Source organism: Bacillus cereus group sp. TH152-1LC (assembly GCF_027710505.1).
GTDB classification, from domain to species: domain Bacteria; phylum Bacillota; class Bacilli; order Bacillales; family Bacillaceae_G; genus Bacillus_A; species Bacillus_A mobilis.
This window is the reverse complement of the sequence record NZ_JAQFNK010000011.1, coordinates 161,344-178,511: the sequence shown is the minus strand read 5'-3', so window position 1 is coordinate 178,511 and position 17,168 is coordinate 161,344. Positions and strand designations below refer to the sequence as shown.

Here is a 17,168-nt window from a genome sequence, read left to right as displayed (position 1 = left end):
CTTCACTTCTACTATATAAAAAAAATAGTAGTGCGAACCAATGCCTTGGTCTGCACTACTAATCTTAGTATGTTTATTTTGTAACTACTGCTTTTTGATTTACAGGTGTTACAGGCTCTTCACCTTTTAATACGGCTAAAATATTTCTTACTGCCATTTCAGCCATCGCATCACGCGTTTCGAATGTTGCATTTCCTACGTGAGGAGCAAGTACTACATTCTTTAATCCTTTTAGCTCTTCAGTAATTTTCGGTTCAAATTCAAATACGTCAAGAGCCGCCCCTTCAATTTCATTCGTTTTTAATGCATGAGCAAGTGCCGCTTCATGCATAATTGGTCCACGTGAAGCATTTACAATATACGCTGTTTTCTTCATCATTTTAAACTGTTCTTCATCAATCATATGATGCAATTTCGGATTATACGCACAGTTAATTGTAATAAAGTCTGCTGTTTGTAATAATTCTTCCAATGTTACATATGTTGCTTCTAGTTCACTTTCAGCTTCAGGTTTTCGATTTGGCCCTGTATATAAAACATTCATTCCAAACGCTTTCGCACGCTTTGCAACTGCCTTTCCGATTTCTCCAAGGCCAATAATTCCAATTGTTTTCCCGTGTACTTCACGGCCTAAGAAAAATAATGGCGCCCATCCGTTAAATCCAGTTGTACGACATAGCGTATCGCCTTCAGGAATTCTACGTGCAGCTGCTAAAAGAAGTGCAAATGTTAATTCTGCTGTCGCTTCAGTTGATACTTTCGGTGTATTCGTTACCGCAATGCCTTTTTCTTCGGCATACGAGTAATCAATATTATCGTAACCAGCACCGTAGTTTGCAATAATTTTCAAATTAGGTGCCGCATCAATCACTTCTTTTGTCACCTTTGTAGAAAGTAGGCTTAACAATGCATCTTTATCTTTTGCACGCTCTGTTAATTCATCTAAAGAAATTAAAGCCTCTTTATCGTACATTTCTACATCATGATCCTTTAATAGTTCTAATCCGATTGCTGGAATTTTTCCTGCTACTAATATTTTCGCCACTACTAACACCTCTTCTATAGAAAATAAGATACCTCTTATCTTTCATTGTAAGAAATCCACATATAAAAACCAAGGAATTTGATTATAGTTTTGAAAATCGACACTTTTCCATAAAAAAAGAGGAGATGCAAGTCTCCCCTCTTCTTATGCTTTTTCTTGCGATTCTTTTCCAAGCTTCACATCGATTGTTCCTTCTGCAACTGTATCACTAATTTGTTCCTCAATAACGGATTGAGATGTAGCATTCGTTTCAGAAGTATACGCTTGTTGCTCTGCACTTTGTACATTTTGTTGTTTCGCCATTTCTTACCCTCCTTTTTATTCTTTCTTATTTTGAACAAAAAGGAGAGTTTTCATCAAAAAATCGTGATCATTTTGAAATGGATACTTCTTCTTCCAGTAATCTCATCGTTCTTACTCGTTTCGTAAAGGTAGCTAAGTGTGAAATATCATGATTACGTAACGTCTTTATATTCTCTTCCACATATTTTCCTAAATCATGCGGATAATGAGCATCTGAGGAGAGTGTAATCGGAACCCCGTGCTTAGCTAATACTTGTAAATATAGTGGACTCGGACACATTTCGCGCACAGGATAGCGATAGTACAATCCCGCATTTATTTCCGTTGCCGTATTCGTTTCTACTAACGCACACGCAATGTCCTTATAATACGAAATTTGTTCATTCTCATCTAACCGATAATTAAATACTTTTATGTTATCAAGATGAGCTATAATATCAAATAACTGAGAGCGAACTGCACACTCAACCGTTTTGAAAAACGTATCATATAAAGCATATAAGTCATGCTCCTTAAAATATTCTTTCGTATCTGGATTATCAAATCCCCAGCCATTTAAAAAATGAACAGAACCAATTACATAATCAAAGTCTCCTAATGCCAGTAAAGATTGTAATTCTTGTTCACCACCAATAAAATAGTCTGCTTCAATTCCAACTTTAAGCGTCACGCCTCGTTTACTCCATCGTTCTTTCGCTTCTTCTATTGCCTTTGTAAAATCATGTAGTGACGCTACCCTTACTTGGTCTAGCCACTCCTTCTGTAAATGACCAAGCTTAGAATCACTAATATCGACATATCTTTCATAGTATTCTTTCGCTTCATAAAAACGGTATAAATGATCGACAATACCAACTTCCTTTATACCTTTTCGCAAAGCTTCTTCTAAATATAAATCAATCCATTTCGTTGTAAATGGCCCTTCTTTCACACGTCTTTGCAGGCGTTCTTGTGTTTTCACAAGCCATTCCATAGAATGTTTTTCTTCTTTAAGCGGTTCATACTGTTGCAATGATTCATTTATTTTCGCTAGCCACCCTATTGAATATGGACCTTCTTCTAAATGAATGTGATAATCCACCTTCATCTATATTCCCCCTTATAATGTATCTATGTCTCTTCTGTCCCCTACTCGCGAAAGCTTCCCATTTCTTTCTGTCACTTCCTCCATAACATCTTCTAATGATATATTTTTTTCGGCTAATAAAACGAAGCAGTGATACAATACATCCACCATTTCTTTCACCAATTCTTCTTTATCATTATTTTTAGATGCGATAATTACTTCCGTGCATTCCTCACCAATTTTCTTTAAAATTTTGTCTTCTCCTTTTGAAAACAAGTAATTTGTATACGATTCAGGAAGTGGATTTCTCTTTCGTTCTTCAATTGTTTCAAATAGTAATGTAAAGGCGTTTCCCATATGTATCCCCCTATATAATTTTGTAATGAAAACACGTTTTCTCTCCGGTATGACAAGCAGGTCCCACTTGCTTTACGACAACAACGATTGAATCTTGATCACAATCTAAATACAGAGATTGCACATATTGGACATTTCCTGATGTTTCTCCTTTATTCCATAACGACCTTCTTGAACGAGAATAAAACCATGTTCTTTTCGTTTCTAGCGTTTTTTCATATGCTTCTTCATTCATATAAGCTAGCATTAAAACTTCTTTTGTCCCTTCTTCCATTACAACTGCTGGTAATAATCCTTTTGAAAAGTTTGGTTTCATAACCGCACCTCAACGTTTGCATTTCTTAATTTTCTCTTTACGTCCTGCACTGTCGCCTCACCATAATGAAAGATGGATGCCGCTAACGCTGCATCAACTGTTGTCTTTTGAAAGACTTCTATAATGTGATCAACATGACCGCACCCGCCTGACGCGATGACTGGTACGGAAACGCTTTTTGAAATTTCTTCTGTTAAACGGAGGTCATATCCATTTTTCGTTCCATCTGCATCCATACTCGTTAACAAAATTTCGCCTGCCCCTAGCTCGGTAACGCGATTTGCCCATTCAATTGCATCCATTCCCGTATCAACTCTTCCGCCGTTCACATATACATTCCACTTATCTTCTGCTATTTTTCTAGCATCAATTGCGACGACAATACATTGTGAGCCAAAGTGTTCTGCCCCTTCTTTGATTAGCTTTGGATTTCGCACTGCCGCTGAATTGATTGAAACTTTATCTGCTCCCGCTCTTAGTAAATTGTAGATATCTTTAACACTTGAAATCCCCCCGCCAACTGTAAGAGGAATAAATACTTTCGAAGCTGTTTTTTCTACAACATCGATAATTGTTTTTCGTCCTTCATGCGTTGCCGTAATATCTAAAAATACAATTTCATCTGCTCCCGCCTCATTATATAAAGCAGCTATTTCAACAGGATCACCGACGTCTTGTAATCCTATAAAATTTACACCTTTTACGACTCGCCCTTCTTTCACATCTAGACATGGAATAATACGTTTCGCTAACATAACTTTGTTACCTCTAACACTTCTCCTAAATTAATCGTTTTCTCGTAAAGAGCCTTACCAATTATGACGCCGTATATATTCATATCATTTAATTTTTTCACATCTTGAATAGATGCCACTCCTCCAGAAGCAATAAGACGAATGCCCACACTTTTTTGTAGTAACTCCAATTGCTCTACATTCGGCCCTGCAAGTGTCCCGTCTTTCGAAATGTCTGTAAACACAATTGTTTGAACACCTACATTCTCCATTTCCTTCGCTAAATAAATATAAGAAATTTCAGAAACATCAAGCCAGCCTCTCGTTGCTACGAAACCATTTTTCGCATCAATTCCAACAATGATTTTTTCTTTATATAGACGAACTGCTTCCCCTAAAAATTCCTTATCATAAAGAGCAGCTGTTCCTAAAATCACTTTATCTACACCTACTGACAATAACTTTTCTACCGCTACAAGTGACCGAATTCCGCCTCCAACTTGCACAGGAATGTGTACTGCCTTGCAAATTTTTTCAATGATCGGCAAGTTTAACGATTCGCCAGCAATTGCACCATCTAAATCAACAATATGCAGTGTTTTCGCTCCCGATTTTTCGAATATAATCGCTTGCGCAACCGGGTCTTCATTCATTACTGTTTCTTTACTAAACTCTCCTTGATACAATCTAACGCATCGTCCCTCTTTTAAATCGATAGCTGGGAAGATTTCCATGCTTCTACCACCCCTTTGAAATTTTTCAACATTTGCATCCCAATGTCACCACTTTTTTCAGGATGAAATTGTGCGCCGTATATATTTCCTTTTGCTACAAAACCAGGTACTTTCAATCCATATTCACTTATTCCATATACAATTTCATTAGGACAATCTGCGTAATAAGAGTGGACATAATATACGAATGAACCGTCCTCTACTCCATTCCAAAGCGCTATTTCTCCCTCTTTCTTTAGCTCATTCCATCCCATATGTGGAATTTTATAAGGGACTTTTAGCTTTCGAATAACACCTGGCAATAAACTTAATCCGTTACAGTCTTGTAGTTCCTCACTATTTTCAAATAAAAGCTGCATTCCTAAGCAAATGCCTAAAAGCGGTTTTCCTGAACGCCCGATTTCTTTTAATACACACACTAAATCTTTTTCTTCCAATACATCCATCGCTTTTGGAAATGCACCTACTCCTGGTAAAATCACTCCATCACTTTTAAAAATCTCTTCTTTATCACTTGTTACGATGTACGCTGCTTCAATATATTTTAATGCTTGTTCTACACTACGAATATTCCCCATTCCATAATCTATAATAGCAATCAATTACAACATCCCTTTCGTTGAATTTACACCAGTAATGTTGGCATTTTTATCAACCGCTTCCCTAAGCGCTCTACCAAACGCCTTAAACAATGCTTCAACTTTGTGATGTGTATTACTTCCATATAAAATGCGGGCATGTAACGTAATATTTGCAGCATGAGCAACCGCTCTAAAAAATTCTTCTGTTAGTTCTGTATCAAAATCCCCTAGCTTCGGATTCGTTAATTCTCCTTGAAATACAATATACGAGCGTCCGCTTATATCAATTGCTACAAAACCTAAAGATTCATCCATCGGTACATAAGCAGAGCCATAACGGTTAATCCCCTCTTTATTTTGCAATGCTTCTTTCAAACAATTTCCGAGTACAATTCCAACATCTTCAACTGTATGATGTGCATCAACGAATACATCTCCTTCCGCCTCCACTTGTAAACCGAATCTTCCATGCCTTGCAAATAAAGTTAGCATATGATCAAAAAATCCAACTCCCGTTTGTACAGAAACATCCTTCCCTTCATCAAGCTGCAAACTTAATTTTATTTTTGTTTCTGTCGTCTCACGTATTTGACTATACTCACGCATTATTCTTCCTCCTCAAATCTTATTTGAATTGCTCTCGCATGCGCATGTAACCCTTCTTTATTGGCTAGTTCTATAATATGATGTTGTACATCTCTTAACGCTTCCTCCGTATAAGACAGGAAGCTTAATTTTTTCACGAAATCATCGACTGATAACGGTGAGAAAAATCTTGCCGTACCACTTGTCGGTAACACATGATTCGGTCCTGCTATATAATCACCGAGTGGTTCCGGTGCATATGGTCCAAGAAAGATAGATCCTGCGTGTTTCACATAAGCTAAAGCATTCATCGGTTCTTTTATATGTAACTCTAAATGTTCTGGAGCGATTTCATTCGACAATTGGAGTGCCTCTTCTAAAGAAGGAACGATACAAATGGCTCCATTTCTATTTATCGATTCACGTGCAATTTCGCTTCTTGGTAATGTTTCTAACTGTCTTTCTATCTCTTTTTCTACTTCTTTCGCTAACTCTATATTCGTTGTAATACAAATTGCCGTTGCTCTCTCGTCATGTTCTGCTTGTGATAATAAATCAGCAGCAATATATTTTGCATTACCAGTTTCATCAGCAATAACTACAATTTCTGACGGGCCGGCAATCATATCGATATTTACTATTCCGTATACTTCTCGTTTCGCTAGAGCGACATACAAATTTCCAGGTCCAACTATTTTATCCACTTTCGGAATCGATTCCGTCCCGTATGCTAAAGCAGCAATTGCTTGCGCGCCACCTATCGTATACATTTCATCTACTCCTGCAAGGCTTGCAACAACTAAAATATGTGGATCAATTCCTCCTTCTCTCGGCGGTGTTACCATTACAATTTTTTTCACACCTGCGAGTTTCGCTGGTAATACATTCATTAATACTGACGAAGGATAGGAAGCAGTTCCGCCTGGCACGTATACCCCTACATTTTCTAACGGCCGAATGATTTGTCCCCTAATGATGCCTTTACTCTCGCAATCGAATATGGATTGCCTTTTTTGCTTTTCGTGATACGATATAATGTTTTTCTTCGCCTCTTGTAACGCTTCTAAAAATGAATTTTCTACAAACATACTCGCTCGTTCTATTTCTTCTTCACTTACACGAAACTCTTTCATCTCCACACCATCAAACTTGTTTGTATAAAAAGATAGGGCCTCATCCCTATTCTCCCTTACATTTTGAACAATCTCTCTTACACTTCTTTGAACAGTTTCTTCTATTATATTAGCGTTTTCTCGCAGCAATTTTATTTTCGATAACGCCTTTTGAAAATCTTCACAAACGATCTCCATTTCAAGTCCCCCTATTTTCCTGACAAAATTTCTTGCTCCATCATATTTACAATACTGAATATTTCGTCTTTTTTAGTTTTTAATGCAGCCTTATTTACGATCATTCGAGCAGATATAGAACACATTTCCTCAAATACAATGAGTCCATTTTCTTGTAATGTTGTTCCTGTTTCAACAATATCAACAATTGCATCTGCCAATCCAAGAATAGGAGCGATTTCTACAGAACCTTCTATTTTAATAATTTCTACATCCTCTCCTTTATCATGAAAATAGGTAGAAGTAATATGGGGATATTTCGTTGCAATACGTTTCTTCCGGTAGCTCTTCGGGTTATATGTAGGGATAGAAGCTACACAAAACTTACACACGCCTACTCCTAAATCCAACATTTCATAAATATCTTTCTCGTTTTCCATTAAAATATCTTTTCCAACGACCCCAATATCCGCTACTCCATGTTCTACATAAGTAGCAACATCTACTGCTTTCACTAAAATAAATGAGATATCTGTATTTTTACTTTGAAAGACAAGCTTTCGTCCTTTATTTTTGAGCTCTGAACAATCAATTCCAATCTGCTCAAAGAGTGGAATCACATGCTTCTCTAATCTTCCTTTCGTTAACGCAATTTGAATGTTACGCATGAGGTTTCTCCTTCTTTCTGGACTACCCATTTCTCTTTCCATACATATTCCACTAATGATTCATTCTTTGCCTCAACGACCGTTATTATTTGATTTTTTCTTGCAAATTGAAAGGTATCGTTTACATTAGAGAATAAAGATAGCTCTACTTTTTTCCCGTCCTTTTGAAGTAAACTTCGTAATCTTTCCGCTTCTGCTAATCTATTTAACTCATAATGAATAATAATATCTATTCTCTTTCGTTCATATGGTTCTTGCTGCTCTTGCAGCGCCTTCACAATTTGATTGACTTGCACCGCGAGTCCAACGGCCGGCAGCATTTCTCCAAAATTTCCAATTAACTCATCATATCTTCCGCCACTAACAATTTCTTCTCCAATTTCATATATATACCCTTTGAAAATAACTCCCGTATAGTAATCTAGATTTTGGATCATACCTAAATCAATTGATATGTAAGATCCATAGCCTAGTTTTTCAATGGCTTCATATATTTCTTTCACTCTTGCGATGGCCATTTTCATTTCATTACTCGAGGCGAGTTTTTCCGCTTCCTCAATCACTTCTAAATTCCCAAATAACCTTGGTAATTTCTCAAGTAATCTCACTGTTTCATCACTTCGATCTAATTTCTTTTCTCTAATAAAATTTGATAGAGCAGCATAATTTTTACTTTCAATATATGTTCTAAGTACTCTCTCTTCTTCCTCATGAATGGAGAGCTTTTTGACAATACATTTATATAACTGCACTTGCCCAATCTCTATTGTAAAAGATTGCACCTTCACCTTTTGAAGTGATTGAATGACGCTTATGACGCATTCAATTTCAGCTCTTACATTATCAATCCCAATAATTTCAATACCACTTTGTACAATTTCATTATATTTTCCAGTAAGGGACTCATTCGCCCGAAATACATTCCCGCCATACGTCAGTTTTAGCGGCGTATCCCACCTCTGCGTTCCCATTACTCTCGCTAAAGGAATTGTCATATCTGGACGTAAGACGATAATCCGTCCCTTTTCATCAAAAAATTTATACATCTTTTCTTCATCTATCGGTCTATTTTGAAAGGCGAAAACATCATAAAATTCTATTGTAGGTGTCCTTATTTCCTCATAACCTCGCTCTAAAAAAGTACGTCTTAATTTTTGTTCCACTTCTTCAATTAACGTACATTCTTCGAATAAATAGTCTCTCGTTCCATTTGGATTTGCCCGTTTCCATTTTGTCATCTAAATTCTCACACCTTTCCCTTTCTAATGTATGCCTATTTCATTCACCTAAACCGAAAATAAAAAGAGCCTTGTAGACAAAATACCTACAAGGCTCTTTAGTAGAGTGTAGGTACAACGGGAATAACCCTTGTGCCTACACGTTTTCACGCTAGGTTCAAGGGCTTTATGTATGATGATGTAGTTGTGTAAGCATTTCAATAGGTTGCACGATATTCATAATACTTACTCCCTTTCTCCTCTGATTTTTTACATAGTATATAATACTTAATTCTGAATGTAAATACATTTCGAACATTCCGTTATTTCTTAATATAAAGCTGCTTTCCTTTCATATTCTACAATCTCTTGTTCATATTGCATTGTAATACTAATTTCATCTAGACCATTTAATAATTTCTCTTTCCACATTTTCTCGATTGTAAAATGAAACCTGTGCGTACTCGTTGTAATGACTTCATTCTCTAAATCTACTTCTATTTGTTCTCTCGCATCCGTTTTGGCAAGTTGTTCTCGCATTTCTTTATCCATTACAATTGGTAACATACCATTTTTCATACAATTCATATAAAAAATATCTGCAAACCCGCCAGCGATAATAACGCGAAAACCATAATCAGCAAGCGCCCATGGAGCATGTTCTCTTGAAGAACCGCAACCAAAATTATCACCTGTAATTAATATACTTGCTCCTTTTCTATCTTGTGCATTAAGTGGAAAATTAGGGTTTTCATGGCGGTTATTATCATAACGCCATTCATCGAATAAATATTTTCCAAATCCCGTCCGTTCAATTCTCTTTAAATATTGCTTCGGAATAATTTGATCTGTATCAATGTTATCATTCATCAGTACTGCGGCAGTACCTTTATGAATACGAAATGGCTCCATCATAACTCTCCTTTCTAGTATCAACAAAATGACCATATAATGCAGCTGCTGCCGCCATTGCTGGGCTAACCAAATGTGTTCGTGCTCCTTTTCCTTGTCTTCCTTCAAAATTACGGTTTGAAGTGGAAGCACAATGTTCTCCTTCAGGTACTTGATCTGGATTCATTCCAAGACACATTGAACATCCAGGTTCTCTCCATTCAAATCCCGCTTCTTCAAAGATATGATGTAGCCCCTTTTGCATCGCAGCTTCTCTTACTCTTTTCGATCCAGGCACAACGAGTGCTCGCACACCTTCTTTTACCTTTCTTCCTTTCACAACAGATGCAGCAATTTCTAAATCAGAGAGCCTGGAATTTGTACAAGATCCAATAAAAACATGCTGAACTGGAATGTCATACGTACTTTGTCCAGGGCTTAATCCCATATAAGAAAATGCTCTTTCGTCATTTGCATCATGCTTTTCTGGCAATTTTTCATCAATACGAACACCCATACTCGGGTTTGTTCCCCACGTAACGTACGGTGCTAAATCCGCCACATCAATTGAAATATGTAAATCATAAATCGCATCTGAATCTGTATACAGTTCAGACCATTTTTTCTCGAAAGTTCCATAGTCTTTCGGTGCATATTGACGTCCTTTTACATAAGCAAATGTTTTTTCATCTGGTGCTATAATACCAGCTTTCGCTCCTCCTTCAATTGCCATATTACAAAGCGTCATTCTCTCTTCCATCTCCATAGCTCCAATTGTCTCTCCATAAAACTCCATTACGTATCCGGTTCCAACTGCTACACCGTACTTTGAAAGGAGATGCAAAATAATATCTTTAGCGTAAACACCTTTCTGTAATTTCCCTTTTAACTCAATGCCCATCGCTTTCGGTTTACGTTGCCATAACGTTTGTGTCGCCAATACATGTTCCACTTCACTCGTGCCAATGCCAAATGCTAGCGCGCCAAACGCACCGTGTGTTGCTGTATGACTATCACCACAAACAATTGTTTTTCCTGGCTGCGTGAGCCCAAGTTCTGGTCCGATAACATGAACAATCCCTTGCTCTTCATCTCCAATATCCGCTAAAGGTACCTGAAATTGTTTACAATTTTCACGAAGTGTATCTAGTTGCTGTTTCGCAATGCGATCGGTAATATTCCAAACATCTTTCGTTGGAATATTATGATCCATCGTTGCGAATGTTAAATCTGGTCTACGGACCGTTCGATTTGTAAGCCGCAAGCCTTCAAAGGCTTGCGGTGACGTTACTTCATGGACAAGATGAAGATCGATATATAATAAATCCAACCCATTTTCGTTTGTCGTAACTATATGTCTTTCCCATAGTTTATCTAGCAACCTTTTCCCCATTATCTCCCTCTCCCTACTAACGCTTGCTCTTCCATTTCTTGCATAACCGCCTTCGTAAATGAAGTTGTCGTTTCAGTCCCACCGATATCTGCTGTACATTTCCCTGATGTAAGGACTGCAGAAATTGCTTCTTCAATTGCACACCCTTCTCTCGTTAATCCGAACGATTGCCCAAGCATCATTGCAACAGAGCGCATCATTGCAATTGGATTCGCCTTATTTTTCCCGGCAATATCCGGTGCTGATCCGTGAATAGGCTCGTATAATGAAGGTCCCTTTTCCGCGTGACTTGCTGATGGAAGCATCCCTAATGATCCAGCTAATACGGAAGCCTCGTCACTCAAAATATCTCCAAATAAATTTTCCGTTACAATTACATCAAACCGTCCTGGATTTCGAATTAATTCCATCGCGGCGGCATCTACTAAAATATGTTCTAGTTCAATGCCTGGATAACGAAGTGCTACTTCTTCTGTCACAGTTCGCCATAGTTTACTAGACTCTAAAACATTCGCCTTATCAATCGATGTCACTTTCTTCTTCCGCTTGCTCGCTAATTGAAAAGCATACGAAACGATACGCTCAATTTCATGACGATGATACGTAAGTGTATCTGTTGCTACTTCGTCCGTTCGTTCTTTCGGATAAGAAAAATAAATTCCACCTGTTAATTCACGAACGACAACGAAATCAATTTCATCAGCCTTTTTTAATGGCGATAAATGTGCCGTTGCGCTTTCTACCGTTACAGGGCGAACATTTGCAAATACGCCGAGTCCTTTTCTTAAAGCTAATAACCCTTTCTCTGGTCTTTCTTTCGCACTATCCCACCTTGGTCCACCAACTGCTCCTAATAAAACTGCATCACTTGCTAAACAGGCGGCAAGCGTTCGCTGTGGTAATGGTTGCCCATTTAAATCGATAGCACTCCCACCAAAGTACTCATCTTGCAAATGAAAACGATGCCCATATAATCTCTCTACCATATGCAATACTTCCTTCGCACTTTCCATAACTTCCGGGCCAACACCATCACCAGCTAAACAAACGATACGTTTTTCCAAGTTCAACACTCCTTTTAACTGAATTTTCAGAACTTTAATTTGATAGGTGAGGAAAGCTTCTCTCACCTATCAACCACTTATTTCACAAGCTGGATAAAAGATTTTAATTTCCCCGCCGCATGGACATATGCTCTCGCCGACGCTTCCAATACGTCTTGCGCGACACCAAAACCTGATACTTGATGCGTTCCTTCTTTTAATTCAACATGAACATGAGCTAGTGCGTCTTGACCTTGTGTAATAGATTGTATGCGATAATCCGCCAATTCACATTCTAATCCTAAAATTCTTTGGATTGCATTATAAATCGCTTCAATACTACCAGAGCCAGTAGCTGCATCTTCGTATATATTTCCTTCCTCATCTTTTAGCACAACTGTCGCGCATTGTGTACTATTTGATACGAAATGTACTTGCAGTTGCGTAATGGTATATTGCTGAGCCGCAAATGCTGCTTCACCAAGCATAAGTGCACGTAAATCTTCCTCCGTAATTTCCTTCTTGCGATCAGCTAATTTTTTAAACGCTTCAAACACCGCATCTCGTTCTTCCTTTGTAAACTCATAGCCAAGCTCTTTCATTTTTTCTGTAAACGCGTGACGTCCAGAATGTTTTCCAAGTACGAATAGATTTTGAGATTCGCCTACTAGCTCTGGTTCAATAATCTCATACGTTGTCACTTCTTTTAATACACCATCTTGATGAATGCCTGATTCATGAGCGAATGCATTCGCTCCAACGATCGCTTTATTTTTCGGTACAACCATACCTGTTAATCTGCTTACTAGTGTACTCGTCGCTTTAATTTCTTTTAGCGTCATAGAAGACTCTGCTTTATAGAAATCTTTTCTAATATGAAGAGCAACTGCGACTTCTTCTAACGCCGCATTCCCTGCTCTTTCTCCAATTCCATTAATTGTTCCTTCTACTTGCAACGCTCCACCTTCAACTGCAGCTAATGAATTGGCTACAGCCATCCCAAGATCATCGTGACAATGACAAGAGAAGATTGCTTTTTCATATGAAGGAACAGATTCTTGTAAGTATTTAAAAAGAGAATAATATTCTTCTGGATTCGTATACCCAACTGTATCTGGAATATTAATTACATTTGCTCCTGCACGAATTGCAACTTCTACTGCTTCAGCTAAAAAATCTCTTGCTGTTCTTGTCGCATCTTCTGCTGAAAATTGTACTGTCGGAAATAACGATTTCCCAAGTGTCACCGAGCGATGAATACTATCTAACACATCTTCCTTTGACATACAAAGTTTATACTTCATATGAATATCACTCGTAGCTAAAAATACGTGTAGACGGGGAGATACAGCACCTTTCACCGCTTCATATGCTCTTCGAATATCACTTTCTTTCGCTCTAGCTAAACTCATAACTGTCGCATTTTGAATTGTATTTGCGATGCGTTTTACCGATTGAAAATCCCCTTCGGAAGCTGCTGCAAAGCCAGCTTCCATGACATGAATACCCAGTCTCTCTAATTGCCTTGCAATTTGCAATTTCTCTTGTTCATTTAAATTCACTCCTGGTGATTGTTCGCCATCACGTAGCGTCGTATCCATGAACAAAATCTGCTTCATATTATTTGACCCCTGCCTTTACTCGTGGCTGTACGAAAGGCATCATTTCACGTAACTTACGTCCAACTACTTCGATTTCATGTTCATTCTCTTTCTCATTTGTCGCATGGAAATTTGGTTTTCCTGCTTTATGCTCTGCAATCCAACCTCTCGCAAATGTACCATCTTGAATTTCGGCTAGCACTGCACCCATCGCTTTCTTCGTATCTTCCGTTACAACGCGTGGTCCTGATACGAAGTCGCCCCACTGTGCTGTATCTGAAACTGAATATCTCATATTTTCAAGTCCACCTTCATACATAAGGTCAACGATTAGTTTTAGTTCATGTAAACATTCAAAATAGGCAAGTTCAGGCTGGTATCCTGCATCAACTAGCGTTTCAAATCCAGCTTTTACTAGCGCAGTTACTCCGCCGCAAAGTACAGCTTGCTCTCCAAATAAATCTGTTTCTGTTTCTTCTTTAAACGTCGTTTCTAATACGCCCGCTCTCGTCGCTCCGATTCCATCAGCATAAGAAAGTGCCTTTTCAGTCGCAACTCCTGTCGCGTCTTGATATACGGCAAATAATGCAGGAACGGCTCCGCCTTCAGCAAACGTACGGCGTACAAGATGCCCTGGACCTTTAGGCGCTACTAGAAATACATCTACATTAGCTGGTGGTTTCACTTGATCAAAGTGAACATTAAATCCGTGTGCAAAAACGAGAGAATTTCCTGCCTGTAAATTTGGTGCAATTTCCGCTTCATATACTTCTGGCTGCAGTTCATCGGGTAGTAAAATCATTACTAAATCAGCCTGCTCCGCTGCTTCTGCTACTGTATATACAGAAAATCCATCTTCTTTCGCTTTATCCCAAGACTTCCCTTTTCTTAAACCTACTACTACATCAAATCCGTTATCACGCAAGTTTTGCGCATGCGCATGACCTTGCGAGCCATATCCGATAATTGCTACTTTCTTTTCTTTTAATACATTTACCGTTACATCTTTCTCATAATAAACCTTTGCCATTTTCATTTCCCCCTATATTTAAATGATTATTGAATTAACATAACTTGCTTATCTTGTTTTTTCATACTACGCGTAAATGCTGTTACACCTGTTCTAGCAATTTCTTTCAAACCGTATGGACGAAGTAATTCAATTAGTGCTTCTACTTTCTCCTGCGTACCAGTTACTTGCACAACTATGGAATCCTTCCCAACATCTATTACAGCGGCTCGAAACGGTTCAATTAAACTATATAATTCTGCTCTTGCTACTGATGTTGCGACTTTAATAAGTGCAAGTTCTCTTGCAATCATCGCTTCTTCTGTAATATCTGATACTTTCAGAACATCAATTTGCTTATGAAGTTGTTTAATTAACTGCTCAACTTGCTGTTCATTTTCAACGTGTACAACAATCGTCATCCGTGATATGTCCGATGATTCTGTATGACCTACTGAAATACTTTCAATATTAAAATGTCTTCGTGTCATAACACCTGTAATTCGGTTTAACACACCACTTTGATTTCGAACTGTCGCTGTAACAATTCTCTTCACCTTTTTTCCACTCCCTCCATTTGGTGAACACCTTTCCCCGGCGCAACCATCGGCATTACCTTTTCTGATTGAAGTACACGGCAATCAATTACGACCGGTTCTTGTAATTCAATCGCATGCTGTATTTGCTTCTTTGCAAGAAGTGGATCATCTATGCGAACTCCTTTTATGCCATACGCATTCGCAAGAGCAACGAAATCTGGTTGACACGATAGTAAAGAGTGCGAATATCTTTTGTTATAAAATTCATCTTGCCATTGTCTTACCATTCCTAAAGCTTCATTATTTAAAATAAATACTTTAACAGGTAAAGAATGTTCTTTTAATACACTTAATTCTTGCAGCGTCATTTGAAATCCAGCGTCACCAACAATTGCAATAACTAGTTCTTCAGGCTTTGCAATTTGCGCACCAATTGCTGCTGGAAATCCGAACCCCATCGTCCCTAATCCTCCTGAAGTTACCCATTTATCTGGGTTTTTCAGCGGATAGTATTGGGCTGCCCACATTTGATGTTGCCCAACATCTGTTGTTACAATCGCTTCTCCCTTCGTAATTTCATATAACATATCAATTGCGTATTGAGGCTTAATACTTTCAGAGTTTCGTTTATAAGAGAATGGATACTGTTCTTTTCTACTCTTTAATAAAGTGATCCATTCATGATGATTTTCTTTCCTTCCTTCCGGTTGAAGTAATACTTCCAACGCTTGCTTAGCACTTGCAACAATAGGAATTTCAGTTGGCACATTTTTTCCGATTTCTGCTGGATCAATATCGATATGTGCAACAGTCGCCCCTTTAGCAAAATAAGCTAAATTCCCAGTAAGCCGATCATCGAATCTTGCACCTATATTAATAAGTAAATCGCATTCATATAATGCCATATTGGCTGTGTAAGAACCGTGCATTCCTCCCATTCCTAGAAAAAGTTCATCATCTGGCGGAAAGCCCCCAAGACCAAGTAATGTATGCACAACTGGAATTTCATACTTACGAGCAAAACTCGTTAACTCTTTTGATGCTTTCGCATGCAATACACCTGCTCCAGCTAAAATTAACGGCTTATTTGCAGCACGAATTGCTTGTAATAATTTGTTTATTTGGAGTAGATTCGGTTCATAATTCGGATTGTATCCTGGTAAATCCATTTGTACGTCATTACATCGTTCTCCTTGCTCTACCACCATATCTTTCGGAAGATCAATAACGACTGGGCCTGGTCTTCCTGTTCTAGCAATATGAAAGGCTTCTTTAATAATTCGAGGTAAATCTGAAGCCTTTCGCACCTGATAGTTATGTTTTGTCACCGGCATCGTAAGCCCCATAATATCCGCTTCTTGGAAAGCATCACTTCCAATTAACGTTGTTGCTACTTGCCCTGTAAATACAACAAGTGGTAACGAATCAATCATCGCATCTGCAAGACCCGTAATAACATTTGTAGCACCTGGTCCACTCGTTGCAATGACAACCCCTGGATTACCAGTAATTCTGGCATACCCTTCAGCGGCGTGAATAGCACCTTGCTCATGCCTTGTTAAAATATGCGGAATTTCACAGTCATAGAGTGCATCATAAAGAGGTAAAACAGCACCACCAGGATAACCGAAAATTACTTCTACTCCTTCCTTTTCTAGCGCTTCTAACAATAGCTGTGCACCTGTTGCCAGTTTCTCTTCCGTTTTTGAAGACATTGTTCTTATAAGCCCCCTTTTTGAAAACTTTTATCAATAAAAAAATCCTACGTCCACACTCCAGCTATGTGCTGAAGGGACG

General features: G+C 38.3%; 19 protein-coding genes and 1 other annotated feature (1 of these 20 running past the window's edge). All 19 genes read right to left on the bottom strand.

Annotated elements, in window-relative coordinates; translation table 11 throughout:
- Nucleotides 1–73 precede the first annotated feature (73 nt).
- The 19 genes from PDL00_RS22440 to ilvB all read right to left on the bottom strand — a co-directional run bounded on the left by PDL00_RS22440 (nt 74) and on the right by ilvB (nt 17,086).
- Nucleotides 74–1,045 (bottom strand): NAD(P)-dependent oxidoreductase, encoded by a 972-nt coding sequence (locus PDL00_RS22440; protein WP_270731223.1) that lies wholly within the window; start codon nt 1,043–1,045, stop codon nt 74–76.
- Between the two features lie 144 nt (nt 1,046–1,189).
- Nucleotides 1,190–1,348 carry a DUF4025 domain-containing protein gene (locus PDL00_RS22435; protein ID WP_270731222.1) on the bottom strand — a complete coding sequence of 53 codons (159 nt, stop codon included), beginning with the start codon at nt 1,346–1,348 and terminating at the stop codon, nt 1,190–1,192.
- Nucleotides 1,349–1,415: 67 nt separating this feature from the next.
- On the bottom strand, nt 1,416–2,435 hold the full coding sequence (locus tag PDL00_RS22430; protein ID WP_270731221.1) for a histidinol phosphate phosphatase domain-containing protein: 1,020 nt from the start codon (nt 2,433–2,435) through the stop codon (nt 1,416–1,418).
- 12 nt (nt 2,436–2,447) lie between these two features.
- The gene (hisI, locus tag PDL00_RS22425; RefSeq protein ID WP_000525958.1) at nt 2,448–2,771 is read right to left on the bottom strand and encodes a phosphoribosyl-ATP pyrophosphatase; all 324 of its coding nucleotides are present in this window, start codon (nt 2,769–2,771) and stop codon (nt 2,448–2,450) included.
- 10 nt (nt 2,772–2,781) lie between these two features.
- Complete coding sequence (hisI, locus tag PDL00_RS22420; RefSeq protein WP_073517398.1) at nt 2,782–3,087, bottom strand: phosphoribosyl-AMP cyclohydrolase; 306 nt, start codon at nt 3,085–3,087, stop codon at nt 2,782–2,784.
- On the bottom strand, nt 3,084–3,842 hold the full coding sequence (gene hisF, locus PDL00_RS22415; protein ID WP_270731220.1) for an imidazoleglycerol phosphate synthase cyclase subunit: 759 nt from the start codon (nt 3,840–3,842) through the stop codon (nt 3,084–3,086). Before hisF ends, hisI (PDL00_RS22420) begins: the two co-directional genes overlap by 4 nt.
- Nucleotides 3,836–4,555 (bottom strand): 1-(5-phosphoribosyl)-5-[(5-phosphoribosylamino)methylideneamino]imidazole-4-carboxamide isomerase, encoded by a 720-nt coding sequence (gene hisA, locus PDL00_RS22410; RefSeq protein WP_242250918.1) that lies wholly within the window; start codon nt 4,553–4,555, stop codon nt 3,836–3,838. The genes hisF and hisA overlap by 7 nt, the downstream gene beginning before the upstream one ends.
- A complete protein-coding gene (hisH, locus tag PDL00_RS22405; RefSeq protein WP_242250917.1) occupies nt 4,528–5,157 on the bottom strand; it encodes an imidazole glycerol phosphate synthase subunit HisH in 630 nt (209 codons plus the stop codon). Before hisH ends, hisA begins: the two co-directional genes overlap by 28 nt.
- Nucleotides 5,158–5,742: an imidazoleglycerol-phosphate dehydratase HisB gene (hisB, locus tag PDL00_RS22400; protein WP_242250916.1), complete on the bottom strand. Its 585-nt coding sequence runs from the start codon at nt 5,740–5,742 to the stop codon at nt 5,158–5,160. It lies immediately after the preceding gene.
- Nucleotides 5,742–7,031, bottom strand: a complete 1,290-nt coding sequence (hisD, locus tag PDL00_RS22395) for a histidinol dehydrogenase (protein WP_270731219.1) — start codon at nt 7,029–7,031, stop codon at nt 5,742–5,744. Before hisD ends, hisB begins: the two co-directional genes overlap by 1 nt.
- 11 nt (nt 7,032–7,042) lie before the next feature.
- Nucleotides 7,043–7,678 carry an ATP phosphoribosyltransferase gene (gene hisG, locus PDL00_RS22390; RefSeq protein WP_242250914.1) on the bottom strand — a complete coding sequence of 212 codons (636 nt, stop codon included), beginning with the start codon at nt 7,676–7,678 and terminating at the stop codon, nt 7,043–7,045.
- Entirely contained in the window at nt 7,654–8,916 is a 1,263-nt protein-coding gene (hisZ, locus tag PDL00_RS22385; protein WP_270731218.1) for an ATP phosphoribosyltransferase regulatory subunit, read from the bottom strand. Before hisZ ends, hisG begins: the two co-directional genes overlap by 25 nt.
- A gap of 309 nt (nt 8,917–9,225) precedes the next feature.
- Entirely contained in the window at nt 9,226–9,807 is a 582-nt protein-coding gene (gene leuD, locus PDL00_RS22380; RefSeq protein WP_242250912.1) for a 3-isopropylmalate dehydratase small subunit, read from the bottom strand.
- Nucleotides 9,785–11,179, bottom strand: coding sequence for a 3-isopropylmalate dehydratase large subunit (gene leuC / locus PDL00_RS22375; RefSeq protein ID WP_242250911.1), 1,395 nt, complete (start codon nt 11,177–11,179; stop codon nt 9,785–9,787). The genes leuD and leuC overlap by 23 nt, the downstream gene beginning before the upstream one ends.
- Nucleotides 11,179–12,243: a 3-isopropylmalate dehydrogenase gene (gene leuB, locus PDL00_RS22370; protein ID WP_242250910.1), complete on the bottom strand. Its 1,065-nt coding sequence runs from the start codon at nt 12,241–12,243 to the stop codon at nt 11,179–11,181. The genes leuC and leuB overlap by 1 nt, the downstream gene beginning before the upstream one ends.
- A gap of 77 nt (nt 12,244–12,320) precedes the next feature.
- Nucleotides 12,321–13,841, bottom strand: coding sequence for a 2-isopropylmalate synthase (leuA, locus tag PDL00_RS22365; RefSeq protein ID WP_270731217.1), 1,521 nt, complete (start codon nt 13,839–13,841; stop codon nt 12,321–12,323).
- A gap of 1 nt (nt 13,842) precedes the next feature.
- Nucleotides 13,843–14,853 (bottom strand): ketol-acid reductoisomerase, encoded by a 1,011-nt coding sequence (gene ilvC / locus PDL00_RS22360; protein ID WP_001151727.1) that lies wholly within the window; start codon nt 14,851–14,853, stop codon nt 13,843–13,845.
- A gap of 26 nt (nt 14,854–14,879) precedes the next feature.
- Entirely contained in the window at nt 14,880–15,389 is a 510-nt protein-coding gene (gene ilvN / locus PDL00_RS22355; protein ID WP_000822948.1) for an acetolactate synthase small subunit, read from the bottom strand.
- The gene (ilvB, locus tag PDL00_RS22350) at nt 15,386–17,086 is read right to left on the bottom strand and encodes an acetolactate synthase large subunit (protein ID WP_242257327.1); all 1,701 of its coding nucleotides are present in this window, start codon (nt 17,084–17,086) and stop codon (nt 15,386–15,388) included. Before ilvB ends, ilvN begins: the two co-directional genes overlap by 4 nt.
- A 72-nt stretch (nt 17,087–17,158) precedes the next feature.
- Nucleotides 17,159–17,168 (bottom strand) — a binding site (T-box leader) (it continues 218 nt past the right edge of the window).

Coding starts and splice junctions, on each gene's coding strand:
- PDL00_RS22435 (WP_270731222.1), bottom strand. CDS start 1,348: ATGGCGAAACAACAAAATGTACAAAGTGCAGAGCAACAAGCGTATACT.
- PDL00_RS22430 (WP_270731221.1), bottom strand. CDS start 2,435: ATGAAGGTGGATTATCACATTCATTTAGAAGAAGGTCCATATTCAATA.
- hisI (WP_000525958.1), bottom strand. CDS start 2,771: ATGGGAAACGCCTTTACATTACTATTTGAAACAATTGAAGAACGAAAG.
- hisI (WP_073517398.1), bottom strand. CDS start 3,087: ATGAAACCAAACTTTTCAAAAGGATTATTACCAGCAGTTGTAATGGAA.
- hisF (WP_270731220.1), bottom strand. CDS start 3,842: ATGTTAGCGAAACGTATTATTCCATGTCTAGATGTGAAAGAAGGGCGA.
- hisA (WP_242250918.1), bottom strand. CDS start 4,555: ATGGAAATCTTCCCAGCTATCGATTTAAAAGAGGGACGATGCGTTAGA.
- hisB (WP_242250916.1), bottom strand. CDS start 5,742: ATGCGTGAGTATAGTCAAATACGTGAGACGACAGAAACAAAAATAAAA.
- hisD (WP_270731219.1), bottom strand. CDS start 7,031: ATGGAGATCGTTTGTGAAGATTTTCAAAAGGCGTTATCGAAAATAAAA.
- hisG (WP_242250914.1), bottom strand. CDS start 7,678: ATGCGTAACATTCAAATTGCGTTAACGAAAGGAAGATTAGAGAAGCAT.
- hisZ (WP_270731218.1), bottom strand. CDS start 8,916: ATGACAAAATGGAAACGGGCAAATCCAAATGGAACGAGAGACTATTTA.
- leuD (WP_242250912.1), bottom strand. CDS start 9,807: ATGGAGCCATTTCGTATTCATAAAGGTACTGCCGCAGTACTGATGAAT.
- leuC (WP_242250911.1), bottom strand. CDS start 11,179: ATGGGGAAAAGGTTGCTAGATAAACTATGGGAAAGACATATAGTTACG.
- leuA (WP_270731217.1), bottom strand. CDS start 13,841: ATGAAGCAGATTTTGTTCATGGATACGACGCTACGTGATGGCGAACAA.
- ilvC (WP_001151727.1), bottom strand. CDS start 14,853: ATGGCAAAGGTTTATTATGAGAAAGATGTAACGGTAAATGTATTAAAA.
- ilvB (WP_242257327.1), bottom strand. CDS start 17,086: ATGTCTTCAAAAACGGAAGAGAAACTGGCAACAGGTGCACAGCTATTG.